Here is a 12,080-nt window from a genome sequence, read left to right on the forward strand (position 1 = left end):
CCTTCGACGCCGTCCCCGCCGACACCCTCAACGCCCTGCTCACCGACCCCGCCCAGAAGCAGCAGCTCACCGACCTGCTCACCTACCACGTCGTCCCCCAGCGGATGGACGCCGACGGCATCGCCCAGGCCGGCAAGCTCCCCACCGCCCAAGGCGGCGAACTCACCGTCGAAGGAAGCGGCGACAACCTCAAGATCAACGGCGCCTCCGTGCTGTGCGGCAACGTCCCCACCGCCAACGCCACCGTCTTCGTCGTCGACAAGGTCCTCATGCCCGGCAAGTGACCCGAACCGGGTGCCACACCACCCGACCGGGGTGGCCCGGCCCACGTGCGGGCGCCGCGGCCCCGCGCCCCCCCCCCCCCCCCCCCGGGCCCGGGGGGGGCCCCCCCCGTCGTCGTACGAGCGGATCGCCCGTTCCAGGGCAGCGGTGCCGCCGACGAGCACCACCTGCCCCGGAGAGGTCAGCCGCCCCGCACCCGCACCGGCGCGATCACCGGTGTTCCGTCGGGAGCGGTGAGCACCACGACCCGCGCGTCGTAGTGCTCGGTGAGCACCGCCGGGGTGAGCACCTCGGCGGGCGGTCCGTGCGCGGCGGTGCGGCCGTCGGCGAGCAGCAGCAGCCGATCGGCGTACTGCGCGGAGATGGTCAGGTCGTGCAGCGTCGTGACGACGGTGGTGCCCAGTTCGCGCCGCAGCTCGTCGACCAGGTCCAGCAGCGCCTGCGCGTGCCCGAGGTCGAGGCCCGTGGTCGGTTCGTCCAGCAGCAGCACCCCGGACCGCTGCGCCAGCGCCCGCCCGAGCACGGCCCGCTGCCGCTCGCCCCCGGACAGCTCCGCCAGCGGCCGCCGCGCCAGCCCGGCCAGGTCGAGCCGTTCGACGACGTGCTCGACCACGGCGAGGTCGCCGCGCCCTTCCCGCCCGAGCGGTCCGAGGTGCGGGGTGCGGCCGAGCAGCACGTAGTCGGTGACGGTGAGCCCGGGCGGCAGTTGCGGGCTCTGCGGCGAGTAGGCCAGCAGCCGGGCCCGTTCGCGGCGACCCGCCCGGTGCAGCGGCCTGCCGCCGACGAGCACGTCCCCCCGGTGCGGCAGCAGCCCGGCTACGGCCTTGAGCAGCGTGGACTTCCCGGACCCGTTGGGCCCGATGACGGCGAGCCAGCCACCGGCGGGCACCTGCGCCGACACCCCGGTCAGCACGGTGCGCCGCCGGTACCCGGCGGTCAGGTCGCGCACCCGCAGCTCGGTCATGCGCGCCTGCTCCGGTGCAGCAGCAGCGCGAAGAACGGCGCGCCGGTGAACGCGGTGATCACCCCGATGGGCAGTTCGGCGGGGGCGAGGACGCTGCGCGCGAGCACGTCGGCGAGCACCAGGAACGCCCCGCCGAACAGCAGCGACAGCGGCACCACGATCCGGTTGCCGCCGCCGAAGGCGAGCCGGACCAGGTGCGGGACGACGAGCCCGACGAACCCGATGAGCCCGGCGACGGACACGGCGGCGGCGGTGGCCAGCGAGGCGGCGAGCAGCACGACGGCGCGGACCCGGCCGGGGTGCACGCCCAGCGAGGCGGCCTCCTCATCGCCGGTGCCGAGCACGTCGAGAAGCCGGGCGCACGCCCACAGCACCCCGCCGGAGACCACGAGCAGCGGCAGCACCAGCAGCACGTCTCCCCAGCCCGCGGTGCTCAACCGCCCGAGGATCCACATGTAGACCTGCTGCAGGCTCTCCAGCCGCAGCTGCTGCAGGAAGGTCTGCCCGGCGGACAGGAACGCGCCGACGGCGACTCCGGCGAGCACGAGCGTCGCGGCCCCGCCGCCCGCGGCGCGGCCCAGCAGCCAGGTGGTGGCGACGCCGCCGAGCGCACCGGCGAACGCGGCGGCCTGCGCGGCCCCGGGTACCCCGGCGGCGCCCGGCAGCACGGTGATCACGAGGGTGACGGCGAGCCCCGCCCCGCTGGCCGCGCCGAGCAGGTACGGGTCGGCGAGCGGGTTGCGGAACACGCCCTGGAAGGCGGCGCCGGACACGGCGAGCGCGGCCCCGACGAGCGCCCCGAGCACCGCGCGCGGCACCCGCAGCCGCCACAGGATCGCCGCTTCCCGCTCGGACAGCGGGGAGTGGCCGCCGGTGAGCTGCGCGCCGATCTCCGCGAGCACCCGCGTCCAGCCGAGCTCGGCGGCGCCGAGCAGCACCGAGACCAGCAGCGCCAGCAACAGCGCCGCGACGCCCGCGAGCAGCGGGACGGGCCGCAGCCGCGTCGTGCCGCGCACCCGGCTCAGGGCCGCTGGGCGCGGGACACGGAGTCGGAGATCGCGCGCACCAGGTCGACCACGCGCGGTCCCCAGCGTCCGGCGACGTCCTCGTCGAGGGTCACGACGCGGCGCTCCCGCACGGCGCTGAGGGTGTTCCAGCCGGGGCGGGCGGCGACGGCGTCCGCGGTGGCGCCGCAGCACTTCGAGTCGGCGAGGAAGATCAGGTCGGGGTCGGCCTGCACGATCCGCTCCTGCGCGAGCTGCGGGTACTCGCCCTCGGCGTCGTCGGCGATGTTGCGGAGCCCGAACAGGCCGTAGACGTCGCCGATGAAGCTGCGCGAGGTGGCGGTGTAGAAGTCGGGGCTGAGCTCGTGGAAGTAGGTCAGCGGTTCCGGCGCCTTCGGCGTGTCGGCGACGATCTTCGCGATCTCCGCGCGCATCCGGGCCGTGACGTCCCGCGCCTGCCTGCTGTGCCCGGTGGCCTGGCCGAGGGTCTCGATCTGCGCGTAGGCGTCGTCCAGCGATGTCGCGGCGGGCGTCACGAGCACCGGGATCTCCAGCTCGCGCAGCCCCTCGACGAGCTTCCCGGCGCCGTCGGGCGCGATCACCAGGTCCGGGTCGTGCCCGGCGACGGCCGCGGCGTCGCTGCTGAGCGCGTTCAGCTCGGTGCGGGGGGCGTCGGCGGGGAAGGAGGAGGACCGGTCGGCGGCCTCCACCTGGTCGCCCGCGCCGATGGCGTAGAGCGATTCGGTGGCGGTGGGGCTCAGCGACACGATGTGCTTGGGCTGCTGGGGCAGCGTGATCGGTTCCTGGCCGTCGAGGGCGATCTGCGCGGGGAACGCGGCCGCCGGGTCCTCGACGGGGGCTTCGGGTGCCGGGGAGGGCGTGCGCGTGGCGCACGCGGTGCCTGCGAACAGCAGGGCCAGCACGGTCAGCAGCAGGGCGGGGAGGCGGCGGAACCCGAGCATGGCGTCCTCGTGGTCGGGCCGGTGCGCCACGGGTGCGCACCGGGTGCGGTGGCGGACGGCGACGCCCGCGCGAACGCACCGGAATTCGCTGCCGCGAGCGCCCCGAGCTGGAAAGGTACCAGGAGCTGATCGTCCTGCCCGGTTGCCGGGTGCCCAGGGGTTCCGCGGGCCCGCGGGGTTGACGCGGTTCGGTCGGACGTCGGAATATTCACGCGGGCCGAGAGCTGACTTGCGGTGCTGCTGCCGGGTATCGTGCTTGTTAAGGTTCGTCGAAATCCGGGGTCGCGATCTCAATCCGGGGTCGCGGTCCCAATCCGGGGTCGCGGTCCCAGGCGCTCGTGGCCTTCCCCGGTCCCGCACCGCCTGCGGGACCGAGTCCCACGAGCCCGGTCGCCACCGGTGCCCGGTTCGGCCGCCGAACATCTCGTTTCGCCGAGTGCGGTGCCGCTGCCCGGCTCGGCCGACCACCCGTCCAGCGCCGGACGCCCACGCGGGCCAGCGTCGTCCCGTGCCCAGAAGAGATCAACGCGAGTGCGCGGTGGTCTTTCCGCACGAGTACCGACGAGGGAGGTTTGCGCAGTGGTCTTCTCTGCCTTTCCCGCCGCTCAGGGTCTGTACGACCCCGCTTCCGAGCACGATTCCTGCGGGGTCGCCATGGTGGCCGACGTCCAGGGGCGCCGCTCGCACGGCATCGTGTCCGATGCGATGACCGCGCTGGCGAATCTCGACCACCGCGGGGCCGCCGGCGCGGAACCGACCAGCGGTGACGGCGCCGGGGTGCTGCTGCAGCTGCCGGACGAGCTGCTGCGCTCCCGCACGGGCTTCGACCTGCCCGAACCGGATGCGGCCGGCCGCGCGCGCTACGCGGCGGGCATCGCGTTCCTGCCCGCCGATCCCGAGCTGCGCGCCGCGGCGGTGGCGCTGGTGGAGCGCATCGCGATCGAAGAGGACCTGCGCGTGCTGGGCTGGCGGGAGGTGCCGATCGCACCGGAGGCCGCCGGGGTGGGCACCACCGCGCTGGAGTGCATGCCGCACTTCGCGACGCTGCTGGTCGAGGGCTCCGCCGGGCAGGCCGGGCTGGAGCTGGACCGGCTGGCGTTCTGCCTGCGCAAGCGCGCCGAGCGGGAGTCCGCGCGGGAGGGCGCCGAGCTGTACTTCGCGTCGCTGTCGGCGCGCACCTTCGTCTACAAGGGCATGCTGACCACCGAGCAGCTGCCGCTGTTCTTCCCGGACCTCACCGACGAGCGCCTGGTCTCGGCGATCGCGGTGGTGCACAGCCGGTTCTCCACGAACACCTTCCCGTCGTGGCCGCTGGCGCACCCGTTCCGCTACATGGCGCACAACGGCGAGATCAACACGATCCGCGGGAACCGGAACCGGATGCGGTCCCGGGAGGCGCTGCTGGAGTCCGACCTGATCCCGGGCGACCTGTCCCGGCTGTACCCGATCTGCGCCGAGGACGGCTCGGACTCGGCCTCGTTCGACGAGGTGCTGGAGCTGCTGCACCTGGGCGGGCGCTCGCTGCCGCACTCGGTGCTGATGATGATCCCGGAGGCGTGGGAGAACCACGCCGAGATGGACCCGAAGCGCAAGGCGTTCTACCGCTTCCACGCGGGCCTGATGGAGCCGTGGGACGGCCCGGCCTGCGTCACCTTCACCGACGGTTCCCTGGTGGGCGCGGTGCTGGACCGCAACGGGCTGCGCCCGGCGCGCTGGTGGCGCACCTCCGACGACCGGGTGGTGCTGGCCAGCGAGTCCGGGGTGCTCGACCTGGACCCGGCGGAGATCGTCGCGAAGGGCCGGCTGCAGCCGGGCCGCATGTTCCTGATCGACACCGAGCAGGGTCGCGTCGTCGACGACGACGAGATCAAGACGGAGCTCGCCGAGCAGCACGCCTACGAGGAGTGGCTGCACGCGGGCCAGCTGAACCTGGGGCAGCTCGCGGACCGCGAGCACGTGGTGCAGAGCCACGAGTCGGTGGTGCGCCGCCAGCTGACGTTCGGCTACACCGAGGAGGAGCTGTCGCTGCTGCTGGCGCCGATGGCCTCCGGTGGGGGAGAACCGCTGGGCTCGATGGGGTCGGACACCCCGCAGGCCGCGTTCTCGCAGCGCTCCCGGCTGCTCTACGACTACTTCGTGCAGCACTTCGCGCAGGTCACGAACCCGCCGCTGGACGCGATCCGAGAGGAGATCGTCACCTCGGTGGCGCGGGTGATGGGCCCGGAGCAGAACCTGCTGGAGCCGGTCGCGGCCTCGTGCAGGCACGTGGTGCTGCCGACGCCGGTGATCGACAACGACGAGCTGGCGAAGCTCATCCACATCAACTCCGACGGCGACCTGCCCGGTTTCGCCTGCACCGTGCTGTCCGGCCTGTACGAGGCCGACGGCGGTGGCGCGGCGTTGGCGGAGGCGGTCGAACGGGTGCGCGAGGAGGCCTCCGAGGCGATTCGCGCGGGCGCCCGGGTACTAGTGCTCTCGGACCGGGACTCGGACCACCGGATGGCGCCGATCCCGTCGCTGCTGCTGGTCTCCGCGGTGCACCACCACCTGGTGCGCACCAAGGAGCGGCTGAAGGTGGCGCTGGTGGTGGAGAGCGGGGACGCCCGCGAGGTGCACCACATCGCCGCGCTGCTCGGCTTCGGTGCCGCCGCGGTCAACCCGTACCTGGCCTTCGAGACGATCGAGGACATGATCGCGACCGGCCAGATCACCGGGATCCGGCCGCGGGTGGCGGTCCGCAACTACGTGCAGGCGCTGGTCAAGGGCGTGCTGAAGGTGATGTCGAAGATGGGCATCTCCACCGTCGGTGCCTACACGGCCGCGCAGATCTTCGAGGCCGTCGGCCTGTCGAAGGAACTGGTCGCCGAGTACTTCACCGGCACCGGCACCCAGCTCGGCGGGGTCGAGCTGGACGCGCTGGCCGAGGAGGTCGCGCAGCGGCACCGCCGCGCCTACCCGGACAACCCGACGGACCGGGCGCACCGCAGGCTGGAGGTCGGCGGCGAGTACTCGTACCGGCGCGAAGGCGAACTGCACCTGTTCTCCCCGGAGATGGTGTTCCTGCTCCAGCACGCCACGAAGACCCGCAAGGTCGAGGCGTACCGCGAGTACACCGCCGAGTGCGACCGGCTGGCCCGCAAGGGCGGCACGGTGCGCGGCATGTTCAAGTTCGACAGCGGCCGGGCCCCCATCTCGATCGACGAGGTCGAGCCGATCTCGGAGATCATGAAGCGGTTCGCGACCGGCGGCATGAGCTACGGCGCGATCTCGGCGGAGGCGCACGAGACGCTGGCGATCGCGATGAACCGCATCGGCGGCCGCTCCAACTCCGGCGAGGGCGGCGAGGACGCCGACCGGCTCTACGACGACGAGCGGCGCTCCGGCATCAAGCAGGTCGCCTCCGGCCGCTTCGGCGTCACCAGCGAATACCTGGTCAACGCGACCGACGTGCAGATCAAGATGGCGCAGGGCGCGAAGCCCGGCGAGGGCGGCCAGCTGCCCGCGCACAAGGTGTACCCGTGGATCGCGAAGACGCGGCACTCCACGCCCGGCGTCGGGCTGATCTCGCCGCCGCCGCACCACGACATCTACTCGATCGAGGACCTGGCGCAGCTGATCCACGACCTGAAGAACGCCAACGACCGGGCGCGGGTGCACGTGAAGCTGGTCAGCTCGGTCGGCGTGGGCACGGTCGCGGCCGGCGTGAGCAAGGCGCACGCGGACGTGGTGCTGGTGTCCGGGCACGACGGCGGCACCGGTGCGGCGGCGCTGACCTCGCTCAAGCACGCGGGAACCCCCTGGGAGATCGGGCTCGCCGAGACGCAGCAGACGCTGCTGCTCAACGGGCTGCGGGACCGGATCACCGTGCAGGTCGACGGCGGCATGAAGACCGGCCGCGACGTGGTGGTCGCCGCGCTGCTCGGCGCCGAGGAGTACGGCTTCGCGACCGCGCCGCTGGTGGTGGAGGGCTGCGTGATGATGCGCGTCTGCCATCTGGACACCTGTCCGGTGGGCGTGGCCACCCAGAACCCGGAGCTGCGCAAGCGCTACAACGGCCAGGTCGAGCACGTGGTCAACTTCTTCGAGTTCGTCGCCGAGGAGGTCCGCGAGCACCTGGCGCAGCTGGGCTTCCGCACGCTGGACGAGGCGATCGGCCAGGTCGGCGCGCTGCGCACCGACGAGGCGGTGGAGCACTGGAAGGCCACCGGCCTGGACCTGTCGCCGCTGTTCGCCGAGCCGGAGACCCCGTACTCGGCGGTGCGCCGCCGCGTCCGCGAGCAGGACCACGGCCTCGACCACGCCCTGGACCGCACGCTGATCCAGCTGGCCGAGGCGGCGCTGGAGGACGCGCACCCGGTGCGGCTGCGGCTGCCGGTGCGCAACGTCAACCGCACCGTCGGCACCCTGCTCGGCGCCGAGGTCACCCGCCGCTACGGCGGCGCGGGCCTGCCGGACGACACGATCCGGGTGGAGCTGGAGGGCTCGGCCGGGCAGTCGCTGGGTGCGTTCCTGCCGCCGGGCGTGACGCTGGAGATGGTCGGCGACGCGAACGACTACGTCGGCAAGGGCCTCTCCGGCGGCCGCGTCGTGGTGCGCCCGCACCGGGATTCGGCGTTCGCCGCCGAGGACCAGGTGATCGCGGGCAACGTGATCGGCTACGGCGCCACCTCCGGCGAGCTGTTCCTGCGCGGCCAGGTCGGGGAGCGGTTCTGCGTGCGGAACTCGGGGGCCACCGCGGTCGCCGAGGGCGCGGGAGACCACGCCTTCGAGTACATGACCGGCGGGCGCGCGGTGGTGCTCGGCGGCACCGGGCGCAACGTGGCCGCGGGCATGTCCGGCGGCATCGCCTACGTGCTGGACCTCGACCCGGTTCGGGTGAACACGGCGATGGTGGACGTGCAGCAGCCGACGGCGAAGGACCTGAAGTGGCTGCACGAGGTGGTCCGGCGCCACCACGAGCTCACGGGTTCCACGGTGGCGGCGTCGCTGCTGGGGGACTGGACGCGGCGTTCCGCGGCGTTCTCGAAGATCATGCCCCGCGACTACGCGCGGGTGCTGGAGGCGATGCGGCTGGCCCGCTCCGAGGGCCGCGACGTGGAAGAGGCGATCATGGAGGCGTCCCGTGGCTGACCCGAAGGGTTTCCTGAAGTTCTCCCGGGCCGAGGCGCCCAAGCGCCCGTACGACGAGCGGCTCGGCGACTGGCGCGAGGTCTACGCCGCGCTGTCCACTTCGGACCAGAAGGCGGAGGTGTCCACGCAGGCCGCGCGCTGCATGGACTGCGGAATCCCCTTCTGCCACTCGGGTTCCGCGGGTTGTCCGCTGGGCAACCTCATCCCGGAGTGGAACGACCAGGTGCGCCGCGGCCAGTGGGACCGGGCGAGCGACCGGCTGCACGCGACGAACAACTTCCCGGAGTTCACCGGGAAGCTGTGCCCCGCCCCGTGCGAGGCGGCGTGCGTGCTGGCGATCTCCCCGGACGCCGGTGGCGCGGTGACGATCAAGCGCGTCGAGGAGACCATCGCGGAGGTCGCCTGGGACCAGGACCAGGTGCACCCGAGCCCGCCCGAATCGCACACCGGCAACCGGGTCGCCGTCGTCGGCTCCGGCCCGGCGGGGCTGGCCGCGGCCCAGCAGCTGACCCGCGCCGGGCACGAGGTGACGGTGTACGAGCGGGACGACCGCATCGGCGGCCTGCTCCGCTACGGCATCCCCGAGTTCAAGATGGAGAAGTCCGTCCTGGACCGGCGGCTGGCCCAGATGCGCGCCGAGGGCACGAAGTTCGTCACCGGCTGCGAGGTCGGCGTGGACCTGACCGTGGAGCGGCTGCGGGCCGGGCACGACGCCGTGGTGCTCGCGGTGGGCGCGCTGCGCGGCCGCGACGACCGCACCGTGCCGGGCCGCGAGCTGGCCGGCGTGCACCTGGCGATGGAGCACCTGGTGCCCGCCAACCGCGAGGTGGAGGGCGACGGCCCCACCCCGCTCTCCGCGCACGGCAAGCACGTCGTCGTCATCGGCGGCGGCGACACCGGCGCCGACTGCTACGGCACCGCGACCCGGCAGGGCGCGCTGAGCGTGACCCAGCTCGACCAGTACCCGCAGCCGCCGACGCGCCGCGACGACGACCTGTCGCCGTGGCCGACCTGGCCGTACGTGCTGCGCACCTACCCGGCGCACGAGGAAGCGGGCGAGCGGAAGTTCGCGGTCGCCGTGGAGGAGTTCGTCGGCGACGACGAGGGCCACGTGCGCGCGGTGCGGCTGCGCGAGGTGCGCGTGGAGCGGGACGCCGACGGCAGGCGGCAGGTGGTGCCGGTGTCCGCGGAAGCCGAGGAGGTGCCGTGCGACCTGGCGCTGTTCGCGATCGGCTTCGAAGGCGTGGAGCACATGCCGCTGCTGGACGGGCTCGGCATCGAGCTGTCCGGGCGCGGCACCATCGGCTGCGGCTCGGGCTGGGAGACCTCGGCGCCGGGCGTGTTCGTGTGCGGTGACGCGCACCGCGGCGCCTCGCTGGTGGTGTGGGCGATCGCGGAGGGCCGCTCGGTGGCGAACGCGGTGGACGCGCACCTGACCGGCGCCTCCGACCTGCCGTCGCCGGTGCACCCGACGGCGCTGCCGCTCGCGGTCTGATCCGTTCGCGGCGGTTTCGCACGATTCACCCTGCACCGCACGGCTTTTCGCGTGGGCCGGTTCACGGGATCTTCCCGCCGAACCGGCCACGCGCGAGCCGGATGATCTTCAAGCTCCATCCCCGGGCCGTCGCCGGCGTCTCGCTGAGCACCCTGCGCAAGCCCAAGGACGAGCGCAGCACCGCCACCTACCTGACGGTGTGGCCGCAGGGCGGGGTCAACCCGGGCGTTCCGGCGAAGTGGGTGGTCCAGCAGGACGGCTGGACCGGCTACCGCCTGTGGCCGGTGTCCTCGGTCGGCCTCAGCTCGGGATGAGCCGGCCGGTGTACCCCGCGTCGACGAGCCGCAGGTACGCCTCGTGCACCTCGGCGGGCACGGGTTGCGGGACGGCGAACCCGAGCTCGGCGTAGCGGGTGATGCGCTGCGTGTCGCCCACCAGCATGGTGATCACCCGGTCCGGGTCGCCGATGCTCTCGACGTAGTCCGCCAGCGACTGCCGGGTCGCGGCGCAGCGGAACTCCGCCTCCGGCCAGCGCTGCTTCGCCGTCGCGAGCGCGCGGCGCTGCTGGTACGGCCGGGAGATCAGCGTGACCGAGGCGTGCAGCAGGCCCTGCTCGGCCAGCAGCGCGCGGGTGAGGTCGATGTTCTCGCCGGTGTTGGTGGCGGCCGGCTCCACGGTGATGGCCGCGTCGGGCACGCCGAGCTCCAGCGCGTGCTCCCGGAAGTGCACCGCCTCGCCGCGCGGGAACCGCTCGACGGTGGTGGGCGCGTTGGCGCCGGTGAACACGATCCGCGGGAACCAGCCCTCGTGGTACAGCTCGGCGGTGCGGGTGGCGACCCCGAGGTCGTGGCTGCCGAGCCCCACGGCCACGTCGCACCGGCGCGGCTCGTGCCGCAGGTCGTGGTAGTCCCACAACGTCCGCACGTCGGCGAGCAATTCGGTCGGTACCACTGGAGTCCCCCTCGTCGAGATCAGTCCGGGATCGTGAACGTGTACGACCAGTGGAATCGGCTGGCCGCGTGCACCCCGCGGGCGAATTCCACCGGGCGGTCTTCGGCGGTGGTGACTATCCGTTCGAGGATCATCACGGGTTCGCCCGCGGGGAGTTCGAGCATGGCGATCTCGTCCGGTGTGGGCATGCGCGCGTGCACCGATTCGGTGATGCGATCGGGTTCCAGGCCCTGCGCGGTGAGGACGGCGAATCCGCCGCCGCGTCCGGCCGGTCCGGCGGTGGGGGCGACCAACGCCGTTCCCGCCACGTCTTCGACGCGGTAGTAGCTGGTCAGCGTGTGCGTGGGTGTGCGCCGGTCGGTGACCAGCCGAGCGCGTTCGTACACCTCGGTGCCGGGTTCGATTCCGAGGGCTTCGGCGGTGTCCTCGTCGGCTCCGGTCCGGCGCACGGCGTTGCTCTGGTCGGTCGCCTGCCACGTCCTGCCCGAGGCTTCGCGGTCGGCGGCGAAGGCGACGACGTCGCCGTGCTTCCACTTGCTCTTCGCGTAGCGCTCCGCGCCGAGCCGCCGCATCGGTGGCTGGGACCGGACGACCGTTCCGCGTCGCCGGATCGGGGTGACGAGGCCTTCGGCTTCCAGCAGTGCGATGGCGCGGCGCACGGTACCGAGGTTGACCTCGAACGACGCCGCCAGATCCGCTTGCTTGGGCAGCGTGGTGTCCGGGGCGTACTCGCCGGAGATGATCTTGCGTCGGAGGACGTCGGCCACGAGTCCGTAGCTGGTCGGCATGGCCTCTCCCTCGATTCGTCACGCGCTGCTACTGGAACGCTACCGTGCCGACTCATTCGGGCATTGATCAAACGATAGATGGACATCTATTGACCGATCAAGATCAAGGAGGCGAAATAGAAGTACATCTATAGCGAGGAGCTGACCATGACGACCCTTGTTCCGGGAATCGACGACGAGCCGCAGCGCGAGTGGCTGTGCCGCTGCTCGGCCGACTCGGCGGACGTCGCGATGTGCGAGATCGGTGTCATCGCGGGCGACGTCGAACTGCGGCTGCCGGACGGCGAAGCCCATTTCCGCTTGAGCGGCAACGAGATCGCGGTGTTCCGCCGGTCGCTGGACGAAGCGATCGAGGTCGCGGCGGCCGACCGCGCACGCAAGCGCTCGGGGAGCTGAGGGCGGTGGGGGGGGGGGGGGGGGGGGGGGGGGGGGGGGCGGGGGGGGCGCCCCCCGGGCCCCCCCCCCCGCCCGGGGGGGGGGGGGGGCCCGCGGCGCGGCGCCGGC

10 protein-coding genes are annotated in these 12,080 nt (G+C 73.1%); 5 read left to right on the plus strand and 5 right to left on the minus strand.

Annotation, left to right across the window (positions count from 1 at the left end; translation table 11 throughout):
* A partial coding sequence (locus LCD31_RS24855) for a fasciclin domain-containing protein (protein ID WP_224961865.1) occupies positions 1–284 on the plus strand: 284 nt, incomplete at its 5' end.
* A 179-nt stretch (positions 285–463) separates the two neighbouring features.
* Here the strand turns inward: LCD31_RS24855 and LCD31_RS24860 are convergent.
* From LCD31_RS24860 to LCD31_RS24870, 3 genes are read right to left on the minus strand one after another with little or no spacing between them, the layout of a single operon-like run.
* A complete protein-coding gene (locus LCD31_RS24860; RefSeq protein WP_224961867.1) occupies positions 464–1,246 on the minus strand; it encodes an ABC transporter ATP-binding protein in 783 nt (260 codons plus the stop codon).
* Positions 1,243–2,262: an iron ABC transporter permease gene (locus tag LCD31_RS24865; RefSeq protein WP_224961868.1), complete on the minus strand. Its 1,020-nt coding sequence runs from the start codon at positions 2,260–2,262 to the stop codon at positions 1,243–1,245. Before LCD31_RS24865 ends, LCD31_RS24860 begins: the two co-directional genes overlap by 4 nt.
* A 5-nt stretch (positions 2,263–2,267) precedes the next feature.
* Complete coding sequence (locus LCD31_RS24870) at positions 2,268–3,242, minus strand: ABC transporter substrate-binding protein (RefSeq protein ID WP_308015864.1); 975 nt, start codon at positions 3,240–3,242, stop codon at positions 2,268–2,270.
* 549 nt (positions 3,243–3,791) lie between these two features.
* Between LCD31_RS24870 and gltB the strand changes: the two genes are divergently transcribed.
* From gltB to LCD31_RS24885, 3 genes are all read left to right on the plus strand, one after another.
* Entirely contained in the window at positions 3,792–8,342 is a 4,551-nt protein-coding gene (gene gltB / locus LCD31_RS24875) for a glutamate synthase large subunit (RefSeq protein WP_224961870.1), read from the plus strand.
* Positions 8,335–9,837, plus strand: coding sequence for a glutamate synthase subunit beta (locus LCD31_RS24880; RefSeq protein ID WP_224961872.1), 1,503 nt, complete (start codon positions 8,335–8,337; stop codon positions 9,835–9,837). Before gltB ends, LCD31_RS24880 begins: the two co-directional genes overlap by 8 nt.
* 101 nt (positions 9,838–9,938) lie before the next feature.
* Entirely contained in the window at positions 9,939–10,151 is a 213-nt protein-coding gene (locus LCD31_RS24885) for a hypothetical protein (protein ID WP_224961875.1), read from the plus strand.
* On the opposite strand, the gene LCD31_RS24890 is transcribed toward LCD31_RS24885, so the two are convergent.
* Entirely contained in the window at positions 10,138–10,788 is a 651-nt protein-coding gene (locus LCD31_RS24890; RefSeq protein ID WP_224961877.1) for a YdcF family protein, read from the minus strand. The two genes, LCD31_RS24885 and LCD31_RS24890, sit on opposite strands and share 14 nt — an antisense overlap.
* Before the next feature lie 20 nt (positions 10,789–10,808).
* The gene (locus LCD31_RS24895; RefSeq protein ID WP_224961879.1) at positions 10,809–11,576 is read right to left on the minus strand and encodes a GntR family transcriptional regulator; all 768 of its coding nucleotides are present in this window, start codon (positions 11,574–11,576) and stop codon (positions 10,809–10,811) included.
* Positions 11,577–11,723: 147 nt separating this feature from the next.
* Between LCD31_RS24895 and LCD31_RS24900 the strand changes: the two genes are divergently transcribed.
* A complete protein-coding gene (locus LCD31_RS24900) occupies positions 11,724–11,972 on the plus strand; it encodes a hypothetical protein (protein WP_224961881.1) in 249 nt (82 codons plus the stop codon).
* Positions 11,973–12,080 lie beyond the last annotated feature (108 nt).

It is taken from the genome of Saccharopolyspora sp. 6M (assembly GCF_020176775.1).
Lineage (GTDB): Bacteria > Actinomycetota > Actinomycetes > Mycobacteriales > Pseudonocardiaceae > Saccharopolyspora_C > Saccharopolyspora_C gregorii.